The 24,989-nt window shown below is 66.6% G+C and carries 25 protein-coding genes and 2 tRNA genes; 12 read left to right on the forward strand and 15 right to left on the reverse strand.

The features are described from left to right. Positions 1–3: 3 nt before the first annotated feature. Together ACX9OT_RS17120 and crp are read right to left on the reverse strand one after the other, a co-directional pair. Entirely contained in the window at positions 4–765 is a 762-nt protein-coding gene (locus ACX9OT_RS17120) for a sulfite exporter TauE/SafE family protein (RefSeq protein ID WP_014038735.1), read from the reverse strand. Between the two features lie 62 nt (positions 766–827). After that, entirely contained in the window at positions 828–1,517 is a 690-nt protein-coding gene (gene crp, locus ACX9OT_RS17125; RefSeq protein WP_010482649.1) for a cAMP-activated global transcriptional regulator CRP, read from the reverse strand. Between the two features lie 149 nt (positions 1,518–1,666). Between crp and speD the strand changes: the two genes are divergently transcribed. Both speD and ACX9OT_RS17135 read left to right on the forward strand, forming a co-directional pair. After that, on the forward strand, positions 1,667–2,461 hold the full coding sequence (gene speD, locus ACX9OT_RS17130) for an adenosylmethionine decarboxylase (RefSeq protein ID WP_006473908.1): 795 nt from the start codon (positions 1,667–1,669) through the stop codon (positions 2,459–2,461). A 168-nt stretch (positions 2,462–2,629) separates the two neighbouring features. Next, entirely contained in the window at positions 2,630–2,950 is a 321-nt protein-coding gene (locus ACX9OT_RS17135; RefSeq protein WP_005411314.1) for a DMT family transporter, read from the forward strand. 87 nt (positions 2,951–3,037) lie between these two features. Here the strand turns inward: ACX9OT_RS17135 and coq7 are convergent, their stop codons facing one another. Continuing rightward, positions 3,038–3,682 carry a 2-polyprenyl-3-methyl-6-methoxy-1,4-benzoquinone monooxygenase gene (gene coq7, locus ACX9OT_RS17140; protein ID WP_049401665.1) on the reverse strand — a complete coding sequence of 215 codons (645 nt, stop codon included), beginning with the start codon at positions 3,680–3,682 and terminating at the stop codon, positions 3,038–3,040. Positions 3,683–3,879: 197 nt separating this feature from the next. On the opposite strand from coq7, the gene rplM reads away from it, so the two are divergent. After that, complete coding sequence (gene rplM, locus ACX9OT_RS17145) at positions 3,880–4,308, forward strand: 50S ribosomal protein L13 (protein ID WP_005414692.1); 429 nt, start codon at positions 3,880–3,882, stop codon at positions 4,306–4,308. Between the two features lie 2 nt (positions 4,309–4,310). Beyond that, positions 4,311–4,703 carry a 30S ribosomal protein S9 gene (gene rpsI / locus ACX9OT_RS17150; RefSeq protein ID WP_005411311.1) on the forward strand — a complete coding sequence of 131 codons (393 nt, stop codon included), beginning with the start codon at positions 4,311–4,313 and terminating at the stop codon, positions 4,701–4,703. Between the two features lie 280 nt (positions 4,704–4,983). On the opposite strand, the gene ACX9OT_RS17155 is transcribed toward rpsI, so the two are convergent. Together ACX9OT_RS17155 and ACX9OT_RS17160 are read right to left on the reverse strand one after the other, a co-directional pair. Further along, positions 4,984–5,058: transfer RNA gene (locus ACX9OT_RS17155), tRNA-Gln, on the reverse strand. 55 nt (positions 5,059–5,113) lie between these two features. After that, positions 5,114–5,190, reverse strand: a tRNA-Met gene (locus ACX9OT_RS17160). 120 nt (positions 5,191–5,310) lie between these two features. Here ACX9OT_RS17160 and ACX9OT_RS17165 point away from each other — a divergent pair. From ACX9OT_RS17165 to bfr, 3 genes are all read left to right on the forward strand, one after another. After that, positions 5,311–5,931 (forward strand): RNA pyrophosphohydrolase, encoded by a 621-nt coding sequence (locus tag ACX9OT_RS17165; RefSeq protein ID WP_032127170.1) that lies wholly within the window; start codon positions 5,311–5,313, stop codon positions 5,929–5,931. Positions 5,932–6,039: 108 nt separating this feature from the next. Then, a complete protein-coding gene (locus ACX9OT_RS17170; protein WP_005411309.1) occupies positions 6,040–6,249 on the forward strand; it encodes a (2Fe-2S)-binding protein in 210 nt (69 codons plus the stop codon). A 143-nt stretch (positions 6,250–6,392) separates the two neighbouring features. Next, on the forward strand, positions 6,393–6,863 hold the full coding sequence (gene bfr / locus ACX9OT_RS17175) for a bacterioferritin (protein WP_005419804.1): 471 nt from the start codon (positions 6,393–6,395) through the stop codon (positions 6,861–6,863). 58 nt (positions 6,864–6,921) lie between these two features. On the opposite strand, the gene ACX9OT_RS17180 is transcribed toward bfr, so the two are convergent. Genes ACX9OT_RS17180 through ACX9OT_RS17190 form a run of 3 tightly spaced genes read right to left on the reverse strand, consistent with a single transcriptional unit; the run spans position 6,922 to position 11,670 of the window. Continuing rightward, positions 6,922–9,120 (reverse strand): ATP-binding protein, encoded by a 2,199-nt coding sequence (locus ACX9OT_RS17180; protein WP_277779217.1) that lies wholly within the window; start codon positions 9,118–9,120, stop codon positions 6,922–6,924. Position 9,121: 1 nt separating this feature from the next. Next, positions 9,122–11,008, reverse strand: a complete 1,887-nt coding sequence (locus tag ACX9OT_RS17185; RefSeq protein ID WP_277779218.1) for an EAL domain-containing protein — start codon at positions 11,006–11,008, stop codon at positions 9,122–9,124. 44 nt (positions 11,009–11,052) lie between these two features. Beyond that, the gene (locus tag ACX9OT_RS17190) at positions 11,053–11,670 is read right to left on the reverse strand and encodes a DUF4126 domain-containing protein (protein ID WP_149908980.1); all 618 of its coding nucleotides are present in this window, start codon (positions 11,668–11,670) and stop codon (positions 11,053–11,055) included. A gap of 179 nt (positions 11,671–11,849) precedes the next feature. On the opposite strand from ACX9OT_RS17190, the gene ACX9OT_RS17195 reads away from it, so the two are divergent. The 5 genes from ACX9OT_RS17195 to ampE all read left to right on the forward strand — a co-directional run bounded on the left by ACX9OT_RS17195 (position 11,850) and on the right by ampE (position 15,560). Further along, positions 11,850–12,593 carry a DUF6776 family protein gene (locus ACX9OT_RS17195; RefSeq protein ID WP_019336613.1) on the forward strand — a complete coding sequence of 248 codons (744 nt, stop codon included), beginning with the start codon at positions 11,850–11,852 and terminating at the stop codon, positions 12,591–12,593. 4 nt (positions 12,594–12,597) lie between these two features. After that, positions 12,598–13,062 (forward strand): bactofilin family protein, encoded by a 465-nt coding sequence (locus ACX9OT_RS17200; RefSeq protein ID WP_006398829.1) that lies wholly within the window; start codon positions 12,598–12,600, stop codon positions 13,060–13,062. A 31-nt stretch (positions 13,063–13,093) separates the two neighbouring features. Beyond that, positions 13,094–13,486, forward strand: coding sequence for an iron-sulfur cluster insertion protein ErpA (gene erpA / locus ACX9OT_RS17205; RefSeq protein ID WP_005419789.1), 393 nt, complete (start codon positions 13,094–13,096; stop codon positions 13,484–13,486). Between the two features lie 146 nt (positions 13,487–13,632). Continuing rightward, positions 13,633–14,538 carry an NAD(+) diphosphatase gene (nudC, locus tag ACX9OT_RS17210; RefSeq protein WP_164081107.1) on the forward strand — a complete coding sequence of 302 codons (906 nt, stop codon included), beginning with the start codon at positions 13,633–13,635 and terminating at the stop codon, positions 14,536–14,538. Positions 14,539–14,672: 134 nt separating this feature from the next. Beyond that, complete coding sequence (ampE, locus tag ACX9OT_RS17215) at positions 14,673–15,560, forward strand: regulatory signaling modulator protein AmpE (protein ID WP_032127176.1); 888 nt, start codon at positions 14,673–14,675, stop codon at positions 15,558–15,560. Positions 15,561–16,134: 574 nt separating this feature from the next. On the opposite strand, the gene ACX9OT_RS17220 is transcribed toward ampE, so the two are convergent. The 7 genes from ACX9OT_RS17220 to ACX9OT_RS17250 all read right to left on the reverse strand — a co-directional run bounded on the left by ACX9OT_RS17220 (position 16,135) and on the right by ACX9OT_RS17250 (position 24,748). After that, positions 16,135–16,560 (reverse strand): DUF2752 domain-containing protein, encoded by a 426-nt coding sequence (locus ACX9OT_RS17220; RefSeq protein WP_006473646.1) that lies wholly within the window; start codon positions 16,558–16,560, stop codon positions 16,135–16,137. 43 nt (positions 16,561–16,603) lie between these two features. Continuing rightward, the gene (locus ACX9OT_RS17225) at positions 16,604–16,882 is read right to left on the reverse strand and encodes a CD225/dispanin family protein (RefSeq protein ID WP_032127177.1); all 279 of its coding nucleotides are present in this window, start codon (positions 16,880–16,882) and stop codon (positions 16,604–16,606) included. Positions 16,883–16,916: 34 nt separating this feature from the next. Further along, positions 16,917–17,204, reverse strand: a complete 288-nt coding sequence (locus ACX9OT_RS17230; RefSeq protein WP_005419784.1) for a CD225/dispanin family protein — start codon at positions 17,202–17,204, stop codon at positions 16,917–16,919. A gap of 182 nt (positions 17,205–17,386) precedes the next feature. Next, positions 17,387–19,276, reverse strand: coding sequence for an MFS transporter (locus tag ACX9OT_RS17235; RefSeq protein ID WP_277779219.1), 1,890 nt, complete (start codon positions 19,274–19,276; stop codon positions 17,387–17,389). A 139-nt stretch (positions 19,277–19,415) separates the two neighbouring features. Next, a complete protein-coding gene (locus ACX9OT_RS17240) occupies positions 19,416–20,210 on the reverse strand; it encodes an SDR family NAD(P)-dependent oxidoreductase (RefSeq protein WP_049461643.1) in 795 nt (264 codons plus the stop codon). A gap of 140 nt (positions 20,211–20,350) precedes the next feature. Continuing rightward, positions 20,351–22,528: a YccS family putative transporter gene (gene yccS, locus ACX9OT_RS17245; RefSeq protein WP_277779220.1), complete on the reverse strand. Its 2,178-nt coding sequence runs from the start codon at positions 22,526–22,528 to the stop codon at positions 20,351–20,353. A 162-nt stretch (positions 22,529–22,690) separates the two neighbouring features. After that, positions 22,691–24,748, reverse strand: coding sequence for a TonB-dependent siderophore receptor (locus ACX9OT_RS17250; RefSeq protein WP_277779221.1), 2,058 nt, complete (start codon positions 24,746–24,748; stop codon positions 22,691–22,693). Positions 24,749–24,989 lie beyond the last annotated feature (241 nt).

Genomic DNA, 24,989 nt, shown 5'->3' on the forward strand with positions numbered 1-24,989 from the left:
CGCTCAGCGCGCCAGATACCCGGTCAGCGCATGCCCGATCTGGAACAGGCTGATGCCCAGCACCAGCACGCCCACGGCCACCAGCACCCAGCGCTCCTTCAGGCGCTTCACCAGCAGTGCGGCCACCGGCGCGGCCATCATGCCGCCGATCAGCAGGCCGGCCACGATCTGCAGGTGATGCAGCCCCATCGACAGCAGGAACGTTGCTGAAACTGTCAGGGTGACCACAAACTCGGCCGCGTTCACCGTGCCGATGGTGGTGCGTGCCTGGCCGCCGCGGGCCAGCAGGGTGGAGGTGGCCACCGGCCCCCAGCCGCCCCCGCCGCTGGCATCCAGGAAGCCGGCCACGAAGCCCAGCACGGGCACCCGCTTGACCTCGCCCTTGGGCATCAGGCGGCCGGCGGCACGTGCCAGGATGATGATGGCCAGCACCAGCAGGTACAGGTAGATGAGCGGGCGGATCACCTCGCCGGGCAGCTGGGTCAGGCCGTAGGCACCCACGGCGCCGCCCACGGCGCCGGGCAGCGCCAGGCGCAGGAACAGGCGCTTGTCGACATTGCCGGCGACCAGATGCGACACGCCGGAGGCGCCAGTAGTGAACACCTCGGCGGTGTGGATGGCTGCACTGGCCTGCGCGGGCGGAATGCCCATGGCCAGCATCACTGACGACGACACCAGGCCGAACGCCATGCCCAGCGCGCCGTCCACCAGCTGGGCGCCCAGGCCGATGAGGATGAACCACCAGAATGCGCTGCTCAGTTCCATGTACCGAGCCTAGCGCGTGAAAGAGTGCGGACCAAGGTCCGCACCCACCGGGTGCTCAACGGTCAACGGGTGCCGTACAGCACCACGGTCTTGCCGCGGGCATGCAGCAGGCCGTCGGTCTGCAGCTTCTTCAGCACACGGCCGGCCATTTCACGCGAGCAGCCGACCAGGCGGGCCAGCTCCTGGCGCGAGACGCGCAGCTGGCTGCCCTGCGGATGGCTCATCGCCTCCGGCTCCTGCGCCAGGTCGTGCAGGGTGCGCACGATCCGGTCGGTAACGTCCAGGAATGCCAGGCGGCTGGCCTTGCGGCTGGTGTCGAGCAGGCGCTTGGAGATCTGCTGGCCCAGCGCGTACAGCAGGCGCGGGGCGTCGGCCGACAGCGGGCCGAGGAACAGCTGGTGGAGGCGCTCGTAGCTGATTTCGGCCAGCTCGCAGGCGGTACGGGTCCTCAGGATCACCTCGCGGCGGTCCGATTCAACGAACAGGCCCATCTCGCCGACGAACTCGCCGGCACCGAAGTAGCCCAGCACCAGCTCGCGATCGTCATCTTCCTCGGCCATGATCGAAACCGAGCCGCTGATGACGTAATACAGGGTTCCCGCCGGGTCACCGGGTCGGAAGACGTCGGTACGGGTGGGGTATCGCCGCCTGTGGCTGTGCGCCAGGAAACGATCGATTGTGGCGATATCCAGGGCCAGTGGACTGCTAGCTAGGCGCACGGTTGACACGATAGGAGCGCTCCCTCTGCGCATGAACGGATTCACGGGGTCGATAGCGGAGCTTAACCAGCGCAATTGTTAAGGGCAAACAGTGTGCCAGATGTGAGCGCTCTTCACGTTCCCCCCGGGGACAGTTTGCCCCATAATTCCCCCTTTCCCTTCTTACACAGGAATCGACCGCCGTGGTCAAGCCGTTGCCTCGCCTGAGGCTGCAGGGTTTCAACAACCTCACCAAGGCGCTGAGCTTCAACATCTATGACGTGTGTTACGCGCGCACCGAAGAGGAGCGTCAGCGTTACATTGAATACATCGATGAAGAGTACAACGCCGACAGGCTGACTCAAATCTTGACCGATGTCGCCGAGATCATCGGCGCCAACATCCTGAACGTGGCCCGCCAGGACTACGATCCGCAGGGTGCCTCGGTGACCATCCTGATCTCCGAAGAACCGGTGATCGACAAGAAGCAGGCCGGCAAGGAGCTGATCTCCGATGCCGTGGTCGCGCACATGGACAAGTCGCACATCACCGTGCACACCTATCCGGAAACGCACCCGCAGGAAGGTATCGCCACCTTCCGCGCCGACATCGACGTGGCCACCTGCGGCGTCATTTCGCCGTTGAAGGCGTTGAACTACCTGATCGAAAGCCTCGAGTCGGACATCGTGATCATGGACTACCGCGTCCGTGGCTTCACCCGCGATGTGAAGGGCAAGAAGCACTACATCGATCACAAGATCAACTCGATCCAGAACTTCCTGGCCAAGAACATCAAGTCGCGTTACGAGATGTTCGACGTCAACGTCTATCAGGAAAACATCTTCCACACGAAGATGCACCTGAAGGACTTCGACCTGGACCAGTACCTGTTCGAGGAAAAGGCCAAGAACCTGTCGTTCAAGGAACGCATGAAGATCGAAGCGCTGCTCAAGCGCGAGATCGAAGAGCTGTTCCACGGCCGGAACCTGTCCGAGTAAGCCCCATGTGCGATGCCCGCAGGCATCGCCGCCCAGGCGGGACGACCCGCCCCGTGGAACCAGTGCCCCGCACGCGTTACAGTTCCACGGTGATGTACCGACCCACGGCCCGGTGTGAAAACACCGGGCCGTTTCGTTTTTCTCAAAAAAGGTAAGGAGCCCCCACCCATGCCCTGGATCTACCTGCTGCTGGCCGGCCTGTTCGAGATCGGTTTCGCCCTCGGAATGAAGTACTCCGAAGGCTTCAGCAAACCCCTTCCCACCGCTGCCACGGTCGTGTCCGCGCTGATCAGCCTGTACCTGATGAGCCAGGCGATGAAGAGCATCCCGGTCGGTACCGCCTACGCGATATGGACCGGTATCGGCGCCATGGGCGTGGCGGTGCTGGGCATCTACCTGTTCAACGACAGCGCATCGCCGGCCCGCCTGGCCTGCGTGGGCCTGATCGTGGCCGGTGTGATCGGCCTGAAGCTGGTCTCGCCCAATTAACTGGTAGTGCCGGCCGCTGGCCAGCAACCTCCGGATCTTCTGCGGCGTCTGCGTGGTTGCCGGCCAGCGGCCGGCACTACCTGGCGGTCACAGCCGGTAAGCGATGGTCTTCATGACCTTTGAAGCCAGCGCCATCGCGCCCGGGATCGGGAACGGCAGGCGGCGTGCGCCGGCCTGCTCGGCGTGGTCCGCATGGCGGGCCTCGTCTTCTTTCATCACGGCGATGACCGCGCGGCTGCGCAGGTCGCCGGCCGGCAGGTCGACCAGGTGCTCGTCCAGATGGGCTTCCACCTGGCGCTCGGTCTCGACCACGAAGCCCAGGTTCCAGCCGTCGCCGCGCAGCCCGGCCAGGGTGCCGATGGTGTAGCTGCCGGCGTACCAGAGCGGGTTGAACAGGCTCGGACGGCTGTCCAGTTCGCCCAGGCGGGTGGCGCACCAGGCCAGGTGGTCGGTTTCTTCCTGGGCCGCTTCCAGCAGGTGTTCACGCGTGGCCGGGTCGCGGGCCACGGCCGCCTGGCCGAAGTAAAGGCCCTGTGCGCAGACCTCGCCAACGTGGTTGATCCGCATCAGGCCGGCCGCGTGGCGGCGTTCGGTGCTGTCCATGCCCGGCTCGTCGGTGTCCGCAGCCGGATAGGGGCGGGCCGCCGGCGGGTTGCCGAACACCGTGTCCAGGGCGCGCTGCGCCTCGGTCAGCAGGTGGTCCAGCGGGGTGATCTGGCGGAGCACGGTCATGGCGGTACACGGTGGGGCGGAAGACCCCGCGATTCTCGCCCGACCCCGTCCCCCTGCCAACCCGGTCAAGGGACGGCTTGCAACGGGGGGCTGACCTGCGTACAATCCCGCCTCTTACGCTTCACCTTTTCACAACGCGTGGCAGAGTTCCGGCGAGCCTTTCGCCGCAATGAGCCCGACCTAACCTAGAGTTCTTCATGAGCACTTTCACTGCCAAGAACGAGACCGTCCAGCGCGACTGGTACCTCGTCGACGCCGAGGGCAAGACCCTGGGCCGTCTCGCCACCGAGCTGGCCCGCCGTCTGCGTGGCAAGCACAAGCCGGTCTACACCCCGCACGTTGATACCGGCGACTACCTGGTCGTCATCAATGCAGAAAAGATTGCCGTCACCGGCAAGAAGCTGCAGGACAAGATGTATCACCGTTTCACCGGTTACATCGGCAACCTGAAGACCGAATCCCTGGCACAGGCGCTGGAGCGCCACCCGGAGCGCGTGATCGAGATCGCCGTGAAGGGCATGCTGCCGAAGGGCCCGCTGGGTCGCCAGATGTACCGCAAGCTCAAGGTCTACGCCGGCACTGAGCATCCGCACGCCGCACAGCAGCCGCAGGTTCTGGATATCTAATCATGGCTATCACTCAAAACTACGGCACTGGCCGCCGCAAGTCCTCCACCGCTCGCGTGTTCCTGCGCAAGGGTTCGGGCAACATCACCGTCAATGGCCGTCCGCTGGACGAGTTCTTCGGTCGTGAGACCGCGCGCATGATCGTGCGCCAGCCGCTCGAGCTGACCAAGAACACCGAAAGCTTCGACATCCTGGTCACCGCCGCTGGCGGCGGCACCACCGGCCAGGCCGGTGCGATCCGTCTGGGCATCGCCCGTGCTCTGGTCGAGTACGACGAAACCCTGAAGTCCGAGCTGCGCAAGGCTGGCTTCATGACCCGTGACGCCCGTGAAGTCGAGCGTAAGAAGGTCGGTCTGCACAAGGCCCGCCGCGCCACCCAGTTCTCCAAGCGCTGATCTACCGCGCCTGGTTGGGCTCCTTCGGGAGCCCGCTGGTTGGACAAGCAAAAGCCCGGCTTCGGCCGGGCTTTTGTCGTTCTGGGGTCGTGGATTTCCTGGTTGCCGGCCAGCGGCCGGCACTACCCGTGGTCCGCATGCCTGACCACGGTCTCTGTCTGGAGAAGAGCCCCCTTGTTGTTCAAGGGGGTGCGCCGACAGGCGCGGGGATAAGGTGGAATGCGCGACCAAATTAAAAGCAAAAGGCCAGATCTTTCGATCTGGCCTTTTGCTTTTAATTTGGCTGCCCCGGATGGATTCGAACCACCGAATGCCTGAGTCAGAGTCAGGTGCCTTACCGCTTGGCGACGGGGCAAAACGTGCAACTATTTTCTCACTTTTCACGCTGAAAAACAACTTGATTTTCAGTGTGGTGGCTATGGGTGGACTCGAACCACCGACCCCAGCATTATGAGTGCTGTGCTCTAACCGGCTGAGCTACATAGCCTTGGTGAGCCCGCTATTCTGCGGATGTGTATCGCCCCTGTCAACACTTTTGTATCGTGCTTGTGGGCCGACAGGCGGCATGGGATAGTCCCGACCAGTAGATTTTTTAGGAGTCCGCATCGTGATCGATCCGGACGGCTATCGACCGAACGTCGGCATTGTGCTGATGCGGCAGGACGGCCAGGTGTTCTGGGCACGACGTGTGCGCCGGGACGGCTGGCAGTTCCCGCAGGGTGGCATGAATACCGACGAGACGCCTGTCGAGGCCATGTATCGTGAACTGCAGGAAGAGACCGGCCTGCTGCCTGAGCACGTGGAAGTGCTCGGGGCAACGCCCGGCTGGCTGCGCTACAAGCTGCCGGCGCGGGCCATCCGCCGCAACGAGCGGCAGGTCTGCATCGGCCAGAAGCAGGTCTGGTTCCTGCTGCGCCTGACCGGCGACGAGTCCCACGTGAAGCTGGACCACACCGACTCACCCGAGTTTGACCACTGGCGCTGGGTGGACTTCTGGTACCCGGTGGAGCACGTGGTGATGTTCAAGCGTGGCGTCTATGCGCGCGCCTTGCGACATCTGGCGCCGTTGGCGCGCGGGGTGGCCGGGCAGGGCGTGACCGCCATGCCCAAGAGCGCTGCGGAGGCCTGGATGCCGGGCCATACCGCCGGGCATGACCGCCCACGCAAGCGCCCACGGACCCGCGGCTACTGGCCGAAGAAGGCCACCGGCGATGGTCCGGCCACGTGACCGGCTGAACCGTATCGAGAATGGTTCAGGTCTCTGATTGACAACCATTCTCGTTTCCATTGGAATAGCCAACAGGCCACTCTTGGCCTGTCAGCCCGGTTCACGCCTGTGTACGTCTGCATCTGCAACGGAGTCACCGACCACCAGATCCGCGAAGCCGCCAGCCATGGCGTCAGCACGGTGGCCGAACTGACCATGCGTACCGGTTGTGGTGCCACCTGCGGTTCCTGCCTGGACATGGCCGGCGATCTGCTGGCCAAGGCGCGTGCCACCCACGATCTGCCGCTGCCGGTCCTCGGTCTGGCCCAGGTCGCCTGATCGTCTCTTTCGCGGCGCGTTGACGCCGCGCTTTCGCATCCTTCACGTGCGGCCGCACAGGCCAATGCGCACGATTCGCGTTCCTTCACGGCCGCGCGCAAGGCGTTAAAGTGCCTGCGTTTTCAGCGTGCAGGAGCACCCCCATGAAGGGCGACACCAAGGTCATCGAATTCCTCAACAAGGTCCTCTACAACGAGCTGACCGCGATCAACCAGTACTTCCTGCACGCCAAGATGCTGAAGAACTGGGGCATCAAGGAGCTGGCCGAACACGAGTACAAGGAATCGATCGACGAGATGAAGCATGCCGACATGCTTGCCGACCGCATCCTGTTCCTCGAAGGCCTGCCGAATTTCCAGGCGCTGGGCAAGCTGCGCATCGGCGAGAACCCGACCGAGATCCTGCAGTGCGACCTGTCGCTGGAGCGCGACGGCGTGGTGACCCTGCGCGAGGCCGTGGCCTACTCCGATTCGGTAGGCGACTACGTCAGCCGCCAGCTGTTCGTGAAGATCCTCGACTCGGAAGAAGAGCACATCGACTGGCTGGAAACCCAGCTCGACCTGATCGAGCGTATCGGCGAGCCGAAGTACCTGCTCAGCAAGCTGGAAGAGTGACGTAGCGTCGAGCTTGCTCGACTGTGATCAGCATGGCGATGGTCGAGCAAGCTCGACGCTACCGATGCTGTGCCAGGTAGCCCGTCAGCGCCACGCGCGCCCGGGCGAATTCGGCAACCAGCAGCGCCACCGCCACCGCGGGGCGCTGCAGGCTGCCACTACGGGCTTCGTGCTCGATCCGCTGCGCGATTGCCGACAGCGACAACGCCCCCACGTTCGCACTCGATGATTTAAGGCTGTGGGCGATTGCCTGCAGTCGCGGCTCGTCGCTGCTCTGCGCGGCCTGCTGCAGCTGCTGCACCATCGCCGGCGCATCCTCCAGGAACACCGAGACGATCTGGAGGGCGGTATCGCCGATCACCGCCTGCAGTTCGTCCAGCACATCACGGTCCAGCACCGGTTGCGTCACCGATTGGCTTTTCGTCTCTTGTAGAGCCGGGCCATGCTCGGCTGGCGGGATCCCACTGGCCCCGGATGCATCGCCGTAGAGCAAGCTCGACGCTACGACATTGCGTGATCGCTGCCCCCAGCGCCTCAACAGCGCATGCAAGGTGGCGCGTGCGATCGGCTTGGACAGGTAGTCGTCCATGCCGGCCTGCAGGCAGCGTTCGCGGTCACCGGCCATGGCGTTGGCCGTCATCGCGATGATCGGCAACCGCGAGCGCCCTGTTTCCGTTTCTTCCGCACGCCAGCGGCGCGTGGCGGCGTAGCCGTCCAGCACCGGCATCTGGCAATCCATCAGCACCACGTCCACGCCGCCCTCGCGCAGGGCGGCCAGTGCCTGCTCGCCGTCGGCGGCGTTGCGCACCTCGCACTGGAACACGCGCAGCAGATGCTCGGCCACCATCCGGTTGACCGTGTTGTCTTCCACCAGCAGCACGCGCAGGTGCAGTGGCGGCAGCGTCGGTGCGGGCAAGCCGTCTTCGGCATTGGCCAGCAGGGCGGCAGGGCGGGCAGGCGTGGCGGGCGCCGCCAGCAGTGCATGCAGGGCTGCATCATCGAAATGCGGGAGCAGCTGGCGTTGGCGCGGGCGTTGTGCAGGCGTGTCTTCCTGCAGCCACAGTACCTGCAGTGCATCATCGTCGCCGCGCTCGGCCAGCGCCTGCTGCAGCGTGACCTCGCCGTTGCGGCGGGTGCGGGAATCGACAATCAGCCATGCCGGTGCTGGTTGTCCGGGCCGCGCGGGAGCGCGCAGGCGCTCGACCACGGCATCCAGCTGTGCCAGCACCTGCACCTGCAGCCCATGATGGGCGGCGATGCGCTCGATGCGTGCCTGCAGCGTTGCATCGGCGCTGAACAACAGTAGCGCTGCGGGGGCGCGCGCCATCGCAGGCAGGTCGCCGGGTACTTTCAGCAGCGGGATCTCGAACCAGAACGTTGCGCCCTGGCCGGGCGTGGACTGCACGCCGATCTGCCCGTGCATCAGGTCGATGATGCGCTTGCAGATGGCCAGGCCCAGGCCGGTGCCACCGTAGATGCGCGTGGTCGAGGCATCGGCCTGGCTGAAGGACTGGAACAGGCGTGCCTGCAGTGCCTCATCGATGCCGATGCCGGTGTCGATGATCTCGAAGCGCAGCTGGTGCTGGGCCGCACCTTCGCCCAGGCGCTGCACGCGCAGCTGCACCTGGCCGCGGGCGGTGAACTTGATGGCATTGGCCAGCAGGTTGCTCAGCACCTGGCGCAGGCGTACCGGGTCGCCGCGCACCGGCAGGCGCACCGATGGGTCAAGCTGCAGGGCCAGGGACAGGCCCTTGGCATCGGCGGCGCGCTGCATCAGCTGCACCACGCCATCGAGCAGGTCGCGCAGGTTGAAGCTGGTGATCTCCAGTTCCAGCGCCTGCGCTTCCAGCCGGGAGTAGTCGAGGATGTCGTCGACGATGCGCAGCAGCTGCTGTGAACTGGCCGAAGCGGTGGCCAGCATCTGCCGCTGGTCTTCACCCAGCGGCCCGCGCGCGATCAGCTCCAGCATCGGCAGGATGCCGTTGAGCGGCGTGCGGATCTCGTGGCTCATCGTGGCCAGGAACTCGCCCTTGGCCAGCACGGCCGCTTCGGCGGCCTGCTTGGCCTGCAGCAGCTGCTGTTCCAGCTGGCCCTGGCGTTCGGTGGTATGGCGCAGCTGGTCGCGCTCGGCGGCCAGCGCGCTGTGCTCGCGCTGCAGCTGGGCCAGTGCCCGGCTGCGCGCGCGCAGGCGCAGGCCCAACAGCAGCAGTGCGACGGCCGCAGCAAGGGCAACCAGCAGCACGCCCCACAGCGGCACCTCAGAGCACCGCGTTGTGGAAGTCGAAGTTCAGGTCACTGCCGGCCGACTGCACCATGTTGCCCTGGATGTAATCGACGCCGCCGACCCACATCGCTGCCGCGGCCTGCGGGTCCTCGATCTGCTGGCCGATGATCTGCAGCCCGGCGGCATGCGCCTGTTCGATCGCCTTGCGCAGTTCCTCGCGCGTGGCCGGGTTGGAATGGCTGCTGGAGAACCGCGCGGCCATGCGCACGAACGACAGCGGCAGGTGGGTCAGCAGTGCATCGGCTTCGCCACTGGGTTCGAACTGGCTCAGGCAGAAGCGCACGCCGGCGCCGGCCATGCGCTGGCAGAACTGCTGCAGCGGCACGGTGTGGATCAGCGCGTCGGGCAGGCGCACGTCGATCACCAGCGCACTGCCGGGCAGGTCACGCTGCTGCAGCGATTCCAGCAGCCAGTCGCCAAAGGCATCGCGCTGCAGGGTGCGCAGCGACTGCGAAACGAACAGGTTCAGCGGTTGCGTTGCGTGCCGGTACAGGTCCAGCAGGCCCAGCGCATGGTCCATCACCTGCTGGTCGAGGTCGGCGATGCGGCCTGCCGCTTCGGCGGCGGGAATCACCTGGCCGGCCGCCAGCACCGTGCCGTCGGCCTGGCGCAGGCGCAGCAGCAGCTGGTACTGCGCGGTGTTGCCACCGGCGACGGCGACGATCGGCTGATAGGCCAGCTCCAGCTGGCCTTCCAGCAGTGCCAGGTGTTCCTGTTCGGTGACGGCCTGGCGATGCACGTGGCCCGCCACGCCGGCGCTGAGCAGGCGTGCCTGCAGGGTGGTGCGCTCGACCGCTTCCAGTGCAGCGTTGGCATCGTCGAAGCCCGGCGACAGCGGCGCGTAACCCACCACGCCGCGCAGATGCACCGATTCATCATCACGGATCACGAAGGCGCGTGCCGAGAGCTGCTCACGCAGGGTCGCGGCGATGCTTTCCAGGCTGTCTTCATCGGTATTGCGGGCCAGCAGCAGGAAGCTGTTGTCGTTCAGGCGTGCCAGCAGGTGCGGATGGCCGGCCTCGGCCAGGCGCTGCCCGGCCTGCACCATCAGGCGCTCGAAGGCGGCGTAGCCATAGCGTTCGCGCAGGCCCAGCGCGCTGGCCACTTCAATGAAGAACACGCCGCCCCGGTCGCGATGGGTGAGGGTGGCGTTGAGTTGCTGCAGCACGTGGTGACGTGTCGGCAGGCCGGTTTCCGGATTGCTGGTGGCCGGTGCGCCGGTAGCACCAGGCAGGGTCGCTGCCTGCGCACGTGCGCGGCGGATGCGGTTGGCCACGGCGGCGATCAGGTGGCGGGGGCGGATCGGCTTGCTCAGATAATCGTCGGCGCCGCTGTCGAGCACCTCGAACTGGCGTTCCGGGTCCGGATCGCCGCTCAGGAACACGATCGGCAGCAACTGCAGGCCAGGCTGCTGGCGGATCAGCGCGGTCAGGCGCATGCCGTCCAGGCCGGGCAGGTGCAGGTCCATCAGAATCAGGTCGGGCCGATGCTCCTTGATCGCCTGCAGCGCGCCGTCGGCATCGCTGTGCACGATCGCCTGCATGCCGGCGCCATGCAGCACGCTCTGTGCGAACAGGGCCTGCGCGCGGTCGTCCTCGACGATCAGCACGCGGTAGGGCGAATCGGAGGGCGGCGGCGCCTGGTCGTTGTTGCCAGCCTCGGCCAGCACGGCCGGGGCCGGCAACGGCGGCGGTGCGCTGCCGATCGATGCGGGTGCGTCGGAGGCGGCCAGCGGCGGAACCGCGGCCGGCGCTGCGGCGACCGCGCTCGCCGGTTCAGCGGTCCAGCGTTGCCAATGATCGGCCGGAGGGGTTTCAGCGCGTCCCGGGCGGGCGCCCGCGGGGGATTCGTTTGCGGCCATCGGTGCTCCTGGTGTTCGCGTCCATTATGCGACAAGCCCGGCGATCAACCGGTACCGGGCTGGCGTGGACTGTCGGGCGACGCACTGCGTGCCAGCCAGCGCACGCCCTTCCACAAGGTGCGCCAGACCAGCCACACCAGCAGCGCGCCGGCCAGGCTGCAGGCCAGCACCACGATCAGCGCGATCCACGGGTGTGCCAGGGCCATGGCCAGGCCACCGACCACCACGGTGTCCTCGGCGGCGGAGGCCACCCAGTTGCTGGCAGGCTCGGGCGATGTATTGAGCAGGGCGCGGGTGCCGGCCTTCAGGCCATGGCTGGCCAGCGCGACACCGGCACCGGCAGCAAGTGCGCCGGTGCCCAGCTGCCCATCCGGCGACAGCGTGGCTGCGGCAAGGAAGGCCCCTGCGGGTACGCGTGCCAGGGTCTGCACCAGATCCCACGCCGAGTCGACGCCGGGAATCTTGTCGGCGAAGAATTCGGTCACCGCCAGCGCTGCCGAGGTGCCCAGCACCCACCACGATTCCGTGGCCTGCAGGGCCGGCGGCAGGTCGACCCAGCCGAGCAGGCCGGCCAGGCCGACACCGAACACGGTGAGGTAGACGCGGATGCCGGCCAGCCAGGCCAGCAGGATGCCGATCACGAACAGGTGGGCTTCGGTCATGGCGATGCTCCGGCGACGGAACTGTGCAGGGGACCACACTATCGACGATGGCATGCCTGAACGCCACAGACGGTGGCTCGCCACTGCGCAGGAAACCCACCCGTCCTGTCATACACTAGCCCGTCGTTTGCCACAGGGGCCGTACCGGTGTCGCCCTCGCGATGCCCCGGAATCCACCCATGACCAACCGTCCTCCCATGCGCGTGCAGGTGCGCCTGCCCGGCGCGCCGCAACCGCCGGCCGACCGTCGCCGCCTGCTGGTGATCGGCGGCATCTGGCTGCTCAGCCTGGTGCTGGCCGTGCTGGGTGGCTGCTGGATGGCCACGCCGCGCGATGCACAGGGCCAGCGCCTGCAGGCCGCCGAGAAGCGCGCCGAGACGTTGCAGGCGCAGCTGACCGAACTGCGCCAGAAGCAGGCCACGCTGGAAGCCTCCGACCGCATCAGCCGCGCCGCCAACACCGAGGTGCAGTCCTCGCTGGCCGAACGCGATGAGGAAATCGCCGGCCTGCGTGCCGACGTTGCCTTCTATGAGCGCCTGGTGGGTTCGACCAGCCAGCGCAAGGGCCTGAACACCCATTCGATCGAGTTCAGCCCGGAAGCGGCCGGCACCTGGCAGTACACCGCCGTGCTGACACAGAACCTCAACCGCGGCGCCATCAGCCAGGGGCAGATGCGTTTCACCGTGGAAGGCGTCAAGAACGGCAAGCTGGCCACGATCAGCTGGGATGATCTGCACCAGCGCAGCAAGGTACCGGGACAGGATTACTCGTTCCGGTACTTCCAGCAGCTCACCGGCAGCGTGATGCTGCCGGCTGACTTCACCCCGCAACGCGTGCGGGTGACATTGGGGAGTGGTACGGGGGGTACCACCCAGGTATTCGACTGGAAACAGGCCGGTGCGCCGGCCGCCAAAGGGGAGTAGGCAGATGTTCGGAAGCAGCAAATCCAACCGTGAAGGCCAGCTGGTGGTGGATGCCCTGATCGGCAACCAGGTGGTGATCCGCGGTGATGTGGAATTCAGTGGTGGCCTGTATGTGGAAGGCCGCATCCACGGCAAGGTGATCGCCGCCGAAGGCGCCAGCGGCGCGACCCTGACGGTCGCCGAGCATGGCGTGATCGAAGGTGAGATCCGTGCCCAGGTGGTGGTCATCAGTGGCCGCCTGGACGGCGACGTGCATGCCACCGAGAAGGTCGAACTGACCCCGAGCGCGCGGGTCAATGGCAACGTCCATTACCAGGTGGTGGAGATGAATGCGGGTGCCCAGCTGAACGGCCGCCTGATCCATGCCAGCGCCCCGATGGCGGCCCTGCCGGCCCCGGAAGGTGATGAGGCCAATGGCGGCAAGGGTGACACCGCCGCACGCCGCAAGCTGGCCGAGGCGATGGCTTGAAAGCCATCGTCGGCACCCCCATGCTGACACCATGAGCACGCTAGTCTCCCTGCCCGGCGCCACCCCGGTTGCCGCGCCCGATTACCAGTCGCTGGAGCGCCCGCTGAACTTCACCGAGTCGGCGGCCGCCAAGGTCAAATCCCTGATCCAGGAAGAGGGCAACCCCGACCTGGCCCTGCGCGTGTACATCGAAGGCGGTGGCTGTTCGGGCTTCCAGTACGGGTTCGAGTTCGACGAGAACCGTGCCGAGGATGACCTGGCGGTACAGACCAGCGGGGTGACCCTGCTGGTCGACCCGCTGAGCCTGCAGTACCTGATGGGCGCCGAGGTGGACTACACCGAGAGCCTGACCGGTGCCCAGTTCGTGATCCGCAACCCGAACGCCAAGACCACCTGCGGCTGCGGCAGCAGCTTCAGCATGTAAGAGGCCTGTGGCCGGAATGTGCCAACCAAGGTTGGCACCTCAGTAGATCCACGCCATGCGTGGATGCTGTGCCTGCACGCCCACACCGGCAGATTGCGCACAGCGCCGAACTTGCCACCTGCATCGATTGGCGGCACGCTTGCCGGATGCCCAATACTCCTTCGCCGCTTTCCGGTTTCGCTTTCGTTGGCGAACCGCTGGAGCGCGCCGATGCCCTGCGCGACGATGCCGATGCACTGGCGCGCCTGTGGCCGGGCGCGCGCATTCTCGTGCTCGATCAGGACGGCAGCGCCTTCACCGGCGATGACGACCAGCCGCTGGCGCTGACCGGCGCCGACATCGGCGGCGGCCCCGGTGCCGCGATCTTCCTTGGCCTGCGTGGCGAGCAGGCCTGGTTCTCGGTCGAAGCCGCCAACGTTACCGTCACGGCCCCGCGCCGCCTCGACCTGCGCCAGGCCGCACTGCTGTGGCCGATGGCCGATGCGACCGCCTTCAGTTATGCCCGGGGCATGTCCTACTGGCACTCGCGCACCCGCTTCTGCGGCGTGTGCGGCGGTGCCGTGGCGTTTGCCCGTGGCGGCTTCGTCGGTCGCTGCGCGCAGTGCGCCACCGAGCACTACCCGCGTGTCGATCCCGCCGTGATCGTCGCCGTGGAAAACCAGGGCCGGCTGCTGCTGGGCCGGCAGTCGAACTGGGCACCGCGGCGTTACTCGGTGCTGGCCGGCTTCGTCGAACCCGGCGAGACCTTCGAGCAGACCGTGGTGCGTGAAGTGCACGAGGAGAGCAAGGTACGGGTGACCGCCTGCCAGTACCTCGGTTCGCAGCCGTGGCCGTTCCCGGGTGCGCTGATGATCGGTTTCCGTGCACAGGCGCAGGATGACCTGCCGACCGTGGATGGCGAGCTGGAAGATGCGCGTTGGTTCAGTGCCGACGAGGTCGGCGCGGCACTGGCACGCGATGTGGAGGACGATGGCCAGGGCATCCGCCTGTCGCCGCCGATCTCGATTTCGCGCGGCCTGATCGAACACTGGTACCGGCAGCAGAAGGGCTGAGCGGGGCTGACGGTGGCGCCTGTATTGCCGCCACCTGAACACGGCCCGGGTTACAGTCCGGTTCACCGCTGAGGGCGCCGCTGCGACAGGTAAGGTAGCGACGCCGAGCGTTCTGTTTCGTAGGGAGACCTGCCATGTTCACCACTCTGGCCGCCGTGCTGGTGGCACTGGCCCTGGGCCATGTTGCCCCGGCCGCTGCCGCCTCGCTGCGCCGTTTCGACGGCTTCCGGCGTTGGCTGGGCTGGCTGGACGCGCGCGGTGGCAAGGCCTGGCAGGGGCCGGCCGGCGTTGCCCTGGCACTGCTGCCGCCGCTGCTGCTGATGGCGCTGCTGGCGTGGTTGCTGCGTGGGGTGCTGTTCGGCCTGCCGTCGCTGCTGCTGGGCGTGGCGGTGCTGGCGTGGTGCTGGGGCCCGCGCGATCTGGACCGCGATATCGAAGCGATCATCGATGCCGATGACGCGGCGACGCGCCAGGCCGCGGTGCGTAACCTGCAGGCGGCCGGTGGCAGCCTGCGCGAGGACATTCCGTCACTGGTCGAGGCAACCGTGCTCAACGCCTTGCGGCGCTGGTTCGCGGTGCTGTTCTGGTTCCTGCTGCTGGGCCCGGCCGGTGCTCTCGGTTACCGGCTGCTGGCGCTGATGGCGGAAAGCCCGATGCGTGCCCGCGTGCCGGTGGAGCCGCTGGCGCTGGCGCAGCGCCTGCTGGGCTGGATCGAGTGGCCGGTGGCGCAGCTGATGGCATTTTCGATGGCGCTGGTGGGCAACTTCGATACGGCGTGGAAGGCCTGGCGCCAGGCCCACGGCGAGCGCCTGGCCGGCAACATCGGCTTCCTCGGCGCGGTGGCGCGGGCCAGCGTCAATGCCGAGCTGCGCGAGGATGCGCACGATTACACCGAGGCGGGGCTGTTGCCGGTGTGGCAGCGGTTGCCGGACCTGCGGGATGCGATGAGCCTGGTGTGGCGGATGCTGCTGCTGTGGCTGGCGATCCTGGCCCTGCTGGTGATTGCAGGCTGGGTGACGTAGTTGCTTTGCAGGGCTTGCAGCCCTGCACCTGCAGAGGCAACAGCAACAGCAACGGCAACGGCAACGGCAGGATTGCTGCGGGCTGGCGGGGTGGATCGGATGGCGGGGGACGCCGTGAATCCGTCCATGGAGGCTTGGTCGCCGCATCCATGCGGCTCACACCCCCGCCATCCGACCCACCCCGCCTTCGACAGATTCCCGCGGCTGTTGGTAGGTGTCGACCTTGGTCGACACGGTAGATCCACGCCATGCGTGGATGCAGAGCGAAGCGATCCGCTTCCGCTTTTGATCTTCTCTTTCTTTTCCGTGGTGGACGCGCACGGAAACTGTCCGTGGCCGGGCGGGATGGGTTTGCGGGGGTGTCCGCGGCATGGGCCCGAGGCATGCCTCGGGCGGGTTGGGCAGGAGGCTCAACCCCGGTCTTGCCGTGTGCGCAGGACAGCGCACACGAGCAAGCCGCGGCCAAGCCTCCACGGACGGATTCACGGCGTCCCCCGCAAACCCATCCCGCCCGGCCAACCCCATGATCGACAAACGCCGCCCACCACGAGGGGCTGCGCCGTTGGCTGGAAACCTAGATCGGTGCCAGTGCAGTGAACGGTGCCCACGGCAGATTGCGCAGCAGCGCATACCCGGGCAGCACCCAGAGCCAGAACACGGGATTGGCCAGCACCCGCATCAGCGGGTCGAGCACACGCGGGCGGATGCCGGCGATGTTCAGCAGCATCAACAACAGGAACGGCAAGCTGATGACCAGCAGCGGGTTCATCGCCATCGCGCCGGGCAGGTCGAAGTGGACCAGGGAATACAGGCAGCGCGTGCTGCCACAGCCCGGGCAGTACAGGCCGGTCAGCGCGTACAGCGGGCAGCTCGGCAGGGGATTGCCGGCGACATACGGATTGACGTTGCGCAGCACCACCGTGGCACCCACGGCCAGGCCGGCGGAAACCAGCAGCGGTGCCCAGCGGGCGAGTCGGGAACGAGCGGGAAGCGCGGACATGCAACAACGGATCCGGCGCAGGCGCCGGATCCGTCCAGGCGTATCAGTAGTTGCCGTTGCTCATCGCGCCCATGCCGCCGAGCACAACGAAGAACAGCACGTACAGCACGACCAGCACGACCCAGGCGATGGCCGACCACATGGCCCACTTCTTGGCCTTGGCGGCGGAGTCCTGGGCGCCGGCGATGTCGCCGGCCGCCAGCTTGCCGTTGACCTGGGCGGCGTAGACGATCGACACGATGCCGGCCGGCAGGCAGCAGAACAGGGTGGTCAGGATCGCCCAGACCAGGTTGTTCGGGACCTGCGGAGTAGCAGTATTCATGGGTTCAAGCTCCTTGATGGGTGGTGGTGGTGAATCATTGGTCGGAAAGAGCGCCCAGTACGGCCAAGCCGCCGAACAGCCCGAACCACAACAGCAACAGGACCGGCAGGGCCACGGCCGAAGCCACCGCCCACCAGCCCGCCTTGCGCGACGCACTGTAGGCCCCCGGCAGGTCGCCGGCCGCGCGGCGGCCATCGACCTGGGAGGCGTACACGATCGACACCACGCCCAACGGCAGGCAGCAGAACAGCGTCGTCAGGATCGCCCAGACCAGATGGTTGGGGATGTAGACCGGACGGCTGAGCGGTGGTGGTTGATTCAAAGCGAGACTCCATTCCTTGGTGGCCGGCCATGATGAATCGGCCGGACCTCCCCCCTGTGGGTGCGTAATCTACCGCAACCTGCGTTGCATGTATGCGTTTACAGTCACGACATGTCGCGTACACCACTGGACGGTGACGTATGTGGGGGAGTCCGCTGGGCCCGCTCGGCGGGCCCATCTCGTCAGGCGTGATCGCCGCGCAGGGCCCGCACCTGGGCCTCCAGCACCGGCGCGCTGGTGCTGTGGCCATCCACGGCCGCTGCCGCCACCACCTCGACGGTGGCGCGGAAACGGCGCGGCACGCGCATGCGGCCCAGGCGGCTGTCGCGCCGGCTCCACATGCTCGACCACATGCCGCGCAGCGCCATCGGCACCACCGGCACCGGCCGCCGTTCGAGGATCTTCTCGACACCGGACTTGAACGGTGCCATCGCACCATCCTTGGTCAGCGCGCCTTCCGGGAAGATGCAGACCAGCTCGCCTTCGGCCAGCGCAGCGTCGATGTCATCGAACGCGCGCTGCATCAGCGCCGGGTCTTCGCGCGCACCGGCGATCGGGATCGCCTTGGCGGTCCGGAAGATCCAGCGCATCACCGGGATGTTGAAGATCTTGTAGTACATGACGAAGCGCACCGGGCGCGGGATCGTCGCCGACAGGATCAGTGCGTCCATGTAGCTGACATGGTTGCAGACCAGCAGCGCGGCGCCCTCGTCCGGCACGTTGGCCTCGATGCCGTGCGGGCGCAGGCGGTACAGGGTGCGCACCATCAGCCAGCTGAGGAAGCGCATCAGGAATTCGGGGACGATGGTGAAGATGTAGATCGCCACCAGTGCGTTGGCGATGGCCAGCGCCAGGAACTGCTGCGGGATGGACCAGTGCAGCAGCTTGTGCGCGGCCAGCGACAGCAGGGCTGCGCCGACGATGAAGCCGGAGTTCTGGATGTTCAGCGCCGCAAACACGCGCGACATCTGCGCCTTCGGCGTGCGGCTCTGGATCAGCGCGAACAGCGGCACCACGAAGATGCCGGTGAACAGGCCGATGCCGATCAGGTCGATGACGATGCGGATGCTGCCCGGCTGCTGCAGGAACGTCCCGATGGTCAGTCCGTGCACGGTCGCTTCGCCACTGCGGGCGAAATACAGGTCGAGCAGGAACGCGGTCATGCCGAACGCACCCAGCGGCACCAGGCCGATTTCCACCGTGCGTGCCGACAGCTTCTCGCACAGCAACGAGCCAACGCCGGTGCCGACCGAGAACAGGGCCAGGGCGAACAGATACAGCTTGGGTTCGCCGCCGAGGTTGGCCAACGCGTAATTGGGCAGCTGCGATGTCAGCACGGTACCGACGAACCAGAACCAGGATACCCCGAGGATGGCGTTGCGCACCGCCTTCTGCTGCCGTGCCATGCGCAGCACGACCCGCGACTCCGGCAAGGGGTTCCAGTTGATCTTCAGGTTCGGATCGCCGGCGTCGACCTTGGGAATCAGGCGCGCCGCGATGTTGCCGCAGATGGCCAGAGCGATCACCGCTGTGGCTGCCACGATCGGACCGTGGCTGCCCGCAAGCAGGAACACAGAGCCGCCGATGATCATGCCGGACAGGATCGAGATCGAAGTACCCATCTCGACCAGGCCGTTGCCGCCCGTCAGTTCCTCGGGTTTCAGCACCGAGGGCAGTACCGAGTACTTTACCGGGCCGAACAGGGTCGACTGCATGCCGGTACAGAACAGCGCGACCAGCAGGAACGGCAGGTTCTCGGTGATGAAACCGACAGCCGCCATCGACATGATCACGATCTCCATGGTGGTGGTGATCACGATCAGCCGCGATTTTTCCAGTTTGTCGGCGATCTGCCCGGCCAGCGCCGAGAACAGGAAGTACGGCAGGATGAAGATGGCTGGCGCCAGCGTGGTGTAAAGCGAACGCTGCTCCTCCGAAACGCCCAGATAGAACAACAGGCCGATGATCGCCTGCCGGTACACGTTGTCGTTGAACGCTCCGAGCGCCTGGACGACGAAGAACGGCAGGAAACGGCGCTGGCGCAGCAGGGCGAACTGGTTGTGACCGGACATGGAGCCTCCTTGACCGGCGCAGCCTAGCATTCCTGCCTATCCGCCGGGACCATGGCGGGATGCATCCACGCATGGCGTGGATCTACTGAAGCCCCACAACTGTGGGTGCGGACCGTTGGTCCGCACACCTTGATAGGTCTCAGACGATATCGTCGACCACGCCGCCATCCACGCGCAGCGCCGCACCCGAGGTCGCCGAGGCCTGCGGCGAGGCCAGATACACCACCATGTTGGCCACTTCCTCGACCGTGGCGGTGCGCTGGATCACCGAAGACGGCCGGTGAGCCATCACGAACTCGCGGCCGATCTGCTCCAGTGGCTTGCCGCTGCGCTGGCGTTCATCTTCGAACATCGCCGCGAAACCGTCGGACAGGGTCGGGCCGGGCAGCACCGCGTTGACGGTGACGCCGCTGCCGGCCACGCGCTTGGCCAGGCCGCGCGACAGCGACAGCTGCGCGGTCTTGCTGACACCGTAGTGGATCATGTCGGCCGGAATGTTGCGTGCCGATTCGGACGAGATGAACAGCACGCGACCCCAGCCGGCATCGACCATCGCCGGCAGCAGTGCCCGCGACAGGCGCACGCCGGACATCACGTTGGTCTGCCAGTAACGTTCCCAGGTCGCGTCTTCGGTCTCGAAGAAGTCCTCGGGGCCGAAAATGCCGGCGTTGTTGACCAGGATGTCGACCTTGGGCAGGCCTGCCAGCAGCGTGTCGACGCCGGCCGCATCGGAGAGGTCGGCGGCCACGCCGAGCACGTCGGCACCCGGAACGGCGGCGAGCAGGCGCTGGCGGGCGCGTTCGACGCTGTCGGTGCTGCGGCCGTTGAGAATGATCCGCGCGCCCGCGTTGGCCAGGCCCTGGGCAATCGCCAGGCCGATGCCGGCGGTGGAGGCGGTGACCAGCGCGGTACGGCCGGTGAGTTCGATCTTCATGGAGGAATCCGGGGCAGGGGATCACCCAGTATCCGCGCGGGAACGTGATCGGGATGCATCGCCATACGCAACGCACGGTTGCACGCGATGCAGTAGATCCACGCCATGCGTGGATGGAATGTCCGACCAGCGATGAGGGATCAGGTCAGGCTGCGCACCGCTTTATTCGCCGCCGCCCGCACCTTCGGCAGCATCCGCAGCACCAGCGCCATCTGCGTGCGGATCAGCTGCAGCTTCGGCGGCATCGCCTCGTCGATCTGTTCCAGTTCGGCAGCCACCGCGCGGTCGGCATCATTGTCCTCTTCCGCGACCGGTTGCCGAGCGGTCAGGGCCGTCGCCAGCTGCTGCAGCGCCTTGCGCACGCGCTCACCGGCAGCCAGCGCCAGCGGATCGCCGGCGTAGCTGTCCACCTGGTCGCGGTGCGCACCCAGCGCCGACAGGTGCCCGAGCAGTGTGTTGGACAGCGCCAGGAAGTGGAAGCCGGCATCCAGATTGCGGCGCACGTGGCCGGGCTCACGCAGCATGTTCGACAACGCGGTGGACAGCGCGGCGTCGGCGTTGTGCATGTCGCGGCGGGCGATGCGGTAGGCCAGATCGTCACGCATGCCGCTGCGGTACTGGCCCAGCACCGAATCCAGATAGCGCGCGGCGGTGTCCAGCACCCGCGCCAGCACAAGATGCAGCTGCCGGCCCTGCCAGTCGGGCAGGATCAGGAAGGCGGCCGCGGCGGCGATCGCACAACCCAGCAGCGTATCGACCATGCGCGGCACGATCAGCACGAAGCCGTCGCCGATCAGGTTGAAGCAGGTCAGGGCCATCACCGTGATCGCCGCCGACGCCACCAGGTAGCGGTCGGAGCGGGTGAAGAAGAACAGCAGCGCCGACAGCAGCGCGATCAGCAGCTGCACGTGCAGTTGCGGGAACAGCTGCAGCAGTGCCCAGGTCAGCACCAGGCCGGCCACGGTGCCGACGATGCGTTGTGCAAGGCGCTGGCGGGTCGCGCCGAAGTTGGGGCGGCACACGAACACGATGGTCAGCAGCACCCACGAGCCGTTCTGTGCATTGAACAAGCGGATTGCCGCGAAGCCGGCGATCAGGGCCAATGCCATGCGCAGGCCGTGGCGGAACAGGACCGAGCCGGGCGTGAGCTGCTGGCGCACGCGCACGCCCATCTCGCGCAGGGTGTGCGGGTTGCTGTCGCGCAGTCGGGTATCGACGTTGTCCAGGCTGGCCTCGGAGCGCTCCGCATCCAGCAGGCGGCGCTCGATGCTGCGCAGGTTGTGCACCAGCAGATCCAGCGAGCCAAGCAGTCGCTGCCACTGCGGCCGCTGCTGGTCGCGTAGATAGGCCAGCGCATCGGCCAGGTCGCGCCCGGCCTGCTGGTTGCTTTCGCCATACACGAACGGACGGCGCAGGCGGATCGCCTCGCCCAGCCGTGCGCAGGCCTGCCCCTGCAGGTCGAGCAGGCGCTGGCAGCGGTACAGCACATCGCTGTGGAAGAAGGCATCGACCAGCGCACCGTAGGGGTAGTGCGAGGAGCTGGCGCGCTCGTGGAAATCCTGTGCCATGTAATAGAGGCGCAAGTACAGGCCGGAGTTCACGCCGGGCCGCCCGGAACGGCCGAAGCGGGCCAGGATCGCGGTCTTGGCTTCATTCAATGCACCGACTACGCGCCGGTTCTGTTCGGCCAGGTCGAGCTGGCGACGCTGCAGGTCGGCCCCGCGCACCGGCTCGAACAGTGTTGCCTTCAACTGCAGGTAGCGGCCCAGTTCAACGTACAGTCGCGCCACGCGTTCGCGTACCGGACGGTTGGCGAACAGTGCGGTCCACAGGATCGACAGCAGGCCGTACCAGACCGCACCGGCCAGCAGGTGGCTGACCGCGTCCAGCGCGCTGTGCAGGTCGCTGGCGCCATGCTGCTCCAGCCCGATCATGGTGTAGATCGCCAGCGTTACCGTGGCCTGGGCGATGGACGCATAGCGCTCGCCGAGCGCACCCAGCAGGGTCAACCCGAAGGTGGACAGCGCCAGCGCGCCGATGAAGATCCTTGGCCAGGGGAACAGCCAGATCACCGAGGCGGCGGCGAGGCAGAAGCACAGCAGCGACAGCAGTACCGCCTTGGTACGGCCCCACCAGTTGTCATCGGTCTCGGCGATGGCGCTGGCGATGATGCCGAGGAACACGCCGGGCAGGGCAGTGAGCGCGTCCAGCTGCCAGCACACGGCAAGCGCTGCGGTCAGGGCGATGAACACCCGAAGGCCATAACTGGCCTTTTCGTGGGCCCACAGGCGGCTGAGGCGGGATTCGCGGGCGGGCATGCGGGCTCGGTGGAAGGGTCTCCCACCATTATTGCGGGTACGGGGTGAAGGGGACAGCCCGCGAGGGAATACCCGGTAGTGCCGGCCGCTGGCCGGCTCTCATGCGCCCGGACGGAGGTGCAAGGAGCCGGCCGAAGGCCGGCACTACCGGTTTGCCGGGCATTACATGTCGAACCGCACGCTCACCGCGAACGTGCGCGGCAGGCCGGCGCCGGCGTTGGACCAGTACTTCCGGTTGGCCAGGTTCTCGACGCTGGCACGCAGGGTCACCGGATGGCCGGACGCCAGCAGGCGATAGCCGATGCCTGCATTCACCAGCGTGTAGTCAGGCAGCTTCAGGGTGTTGTCGGCGTCATACCAGACATCGCCGTAGTAGCGCACGGCGGCGTAGGTTTCCAAGCCGTCTACCCACGGCAGCTGGTAGGTGGCGTGCAGTACCCCGCTCCAGCGCGCAGCACCGGCGGTGCGGTTGCCTTCCTGTGCGGCGCTGCCCGGGGACAGCTTGTCGTAGGTCGGATCCAGCCAGGTGACGCCGCCGCCGACGGTCAGTGCATCGTTGAGGTGCAGGTCGGCACTGGCTTCAATGCCTTCGTACAGCGTGATGCCGTCCTGCACCAGGCGCTTGCCGGCCGGCGTGAGCTCATCGATGTTGGCACCACGTTCCAGCCGGAACGCGGCCACGTTCGCATTCCAACGCGCCGCTTCGACCTTGGCCCCGATCTCGTACTGCTTGCTGATGGTGGGATCGAGCACGTCACCGGCGTTGATGTAGCTGTTGCCTACGCGGCTGCCCGCTTCGAGCGACTCGATGTAGCTGGCGTAGAGGGTGACCGCCTCGCTGGGCTTGAACATCACGGCGTAGGTCGGGGTGACCGGGTAGGTGTGGTACCGCCCCTTGGTTTCGAAGTCGTTGTAGCGCCAGCCCGCCAGCACCGACCAGCCGCTGCCGAGGTTCACCGTATCGCTTGCGAACACCGCCTGCTGCACCGTCTCGTCGCCGCGGGTCATCACCCGCGAACCAACGGCGTCGTGGCGGATGGCATGGCGCTGGTACAGGTTGGCGCGGCCAATCAGGTTCCACTCGTAGGGGCGGTCCCAGCCCAGTCCGGTCTGGTGGCTGATGCCCGCCACCACCTGATGCTGAAGGGGGCCGGTGCGGAAGCTGCCCTGCAGCATCGCCTGGGCCAGCTTCCACTCGCTCTTGCCACCCAGTTCGTAGACGTTGACGTCATAGTCGCCGTTGAGATCGTCGATGTAGGCGAAGATCTTGTTGACGTCATTCCACGAGGTGGTGACGCCGTAACTCAGGCTGGCTTTCCAGTCGCTGTTGATCTGCCAGTTCAAGCCGGTCGACAGCAGGCTGGAGCGTGTGTCGTAATAGGTGCCGGGCACGCTGTTGTCGGTATCTCCGGCGATCGGCCGCGGCAACGAGGTCAGGCCACGGAAGTAGTACTGCGGCGATTCCTCGCGCAGGTCGCGCGACTGGAACACACCGTCGAAGGTCCAGGTGAGCGCATCGCTCAGGCGCGCGTCCAGCGACAGTGCGCCAACCTTGCGATCGACGTGTCCGCCATTGAAGGTCTCGCCTGTTTCCTGGAAGGCGTTGAAGCGGTAGCCGAACATCTGCTCGTTGCCGAAGCGGCCGCCAACGTCGATGCCGCCGCTGACGATGCCCTGTTCGCGCCAGCCCAGCTGGGCGGAGAAGGTGGGCGTGTCCGTCGGCTTCTTGGTGATGTAGTTGACGATGCCGCCGGGGGTGCCGAAGCCATACAGGAATCCGCCCGGGCCTTTCAGCAGATCGACCTGTTCCATCACTTCCAGCGGCCATTCGGTGCCCCAGGAAGAGACCTGCAGGCCATTGACCCGGTAGCTGTCGTAGTTCAGCTCCAGACCGCGGTTGCGGATGGGCGAGCTCCAGCCACTGGCATAGGCGCTGACCTGGGTGCTGACCGAAGGGTCGAGCAGGAAGGCTTCGCCCAGCGAGACCACCTGGCGCTGCTCGATCTGCTCGCGGCCAACAGCGGTGATCGCGAACGGAGTGTCGCGCAGGGCGCGGTCGCCCAGTGCGCCGGCGTCGGTATGGGTGCGTTCGGCGGTGACCTTCACCGCATCCAGATCGGTGGCGTTACGGCTGACGGCCGGCGCTTCGGCATGGGCAGCGCAGGCGGCTGACAGGGCGATGGCCAGCAGGGCCAGGCGGGGAGAACGGGAAGGCAGCATCGATGGTGGTCCTCGACGGACGGCCACAGGCCATCCGCCCACGGGTGGGGGAAGGGGCAGTGGCTGGGATCACGCAGGCTGGCCGGAGATGGCAGCGGGGCGCCGCGAAGGGGCGCAGGACCATGGCTGGATGAGAATTGTTCTCTTTTCGTTACGGCACGTCAAACCCAGAGGTGTGCGGACCAACGGTTCGCACCCACCATCCGTGCCCACGGTCCGCACCCACGGTCCGTACCCACCA

The sequence above is a fragment of the Stenotrophomonas genospecies 3 genome (genome assembly GCF_054473855.1).

Excerpts from the sequence above, each read along its gene's own strand:
- ACX9OT_RS17120 (WP_014038735.1), bottom strand. The coding sequence starts at position 765 with ATGGAACTGAGCAGCGCATTCTGGTGGTTCATCCTCATCGGCCTGGGC.
- crp (WP_010482649.1), bottom strand. The coding sequence starts at position 1,517 with ATGCGCAGAGGGAGCGCTCCTATCGTGTCAACCGTGCGCCTAGCTAGC.
- ACX9OT_RS17135 (WP_005411314.1), top strand. The coding sequence starts at position 2,630 with ATGCCCTGGATCTACCTGCTGCTGGCCGGCCTGTTCGAGATCGGTTTC.
- coq7 (WP_049401665.1), bottom strand. The coding sequence starts at position 3,682 with ATGACCGTGCTCCGCCAGATCACCCCGCTGGACCACCTGCTGACCGAG.
- rplM (WP_005414692.1), top strand. The coding sequence starts at position 3,880 with ATGAGCACTTTCACTGCCAAGAACGAGACCGTCCAGCGCGACTGGTAC.
- rpsI (WP_005411311.1), top strand. The coding sequence starts at position 4,311 with ATGGCTATCACTCAAAACTACGGCACTGGCCGCCGCAAGTCCTCCACC.
- bfr (WP_005419804.1), top strand. The coding sequence starts at position 6,393 with ATGAAGGGCGACACCAAGGTCATCGAATTCCTCAACAAGGTCCTCTAC.
- ACX9OT_RS17185 (WP_277779218.1), bottom strand. The coding sequence starts at position 11,008 with ATGGCCGCAAACGAATCCCCCGCGGGCGCCCGCCCGGGACGCGCTGAA.
- ACX9OT_RS17190 (WP_149908980.1), bottom strand. The coding sequence starts at position 11,670 with ATGACCGAAGCCCACCTGTTCGTGATCGGCATCCTGCTGGCCTGGCTG.
- ACX9OT_RS17195 (WP_019336613.1), top strand. The coding sequence starts at position 11,850 with ATGACCAACCGTCCTCCCATGCGCGTGCAGGTGCGCCTGCCCGGCGCG.
- ACX9OT_RS17200 (WP_006398829.1), top strand. The coding sequence starts at position 12,598 with ATGTTCGGAAGCAGCAAATCCAACCGTGAAGGCCAGCTGGTGGTGGAT.
- erpA (WP_005419789.1), top strand. The coding sequence starts at position 13,094 with ATGAGCACGCTAGTCTCCCTGCCCGGCGCCACCCCGGTTGCCGCGCCC.
- nudC (WP_164081107.1), top strand. The coding sequence starts at position 13,633 with ATGCCCAATACTCCTTCGCCGCTTTCCGGTTTCGCTTTCGTTGGCGAA.
- ampE (WP_032127176.1), top strand. The coding sequence starts at position 14,673 with ATGTTCACCACTCTGGCCGCCGTGCTGGTGGCACTGGCCCTGGGCCAT.
- ACX9OT_RS17220 (WP_006473646.1), bottom strand. The coding sequence starts at position 16,560 with ATGTCCGCGCTTCCCGCTCGTTCCCGACTCGCCCGCTGGGCACCGCTG.
- ACX9OT_RS17225 (WP_032127177.1), bottom strand. The coding sequence starts at position 16,882 with ATGAATACTGCTACTCCGCAGGTCCCGAACAACCTGGTCTGGGCGATC.
- ACX9OT_RS17235 (WP_277779219.1), bottom strand. The coding sequence starts at position 19,276 with ATGTCCGGTCACAACCAGTTCGCCCTGCTGCGCCAGCGCCGTTTCCTG.
- ACX9OT_RS17240 (WP_049461643.1), bottom strand. The coding sequence starts at position 20,210 with ATGAAGATCGAACTCACCGGCCGTACCGCGCTGGTCACCGCCTCCACC.
- yccS (WP_277779220.1), bottom strand. The coding sequence starts at position 22,528 with ATGCCCGCCCGCGAATCCCGCCTCAGCCGCCTGTGGGCCCACGAAAAG.
- ACX9OT_RS17250 (WP_277779221.1), bottom strand. The coding sequence starts at position 24,748 with ATGCTGCCTTCCCGTTCTCCCCGCCTGGCCCTGCTGGCCATCGCCCTG.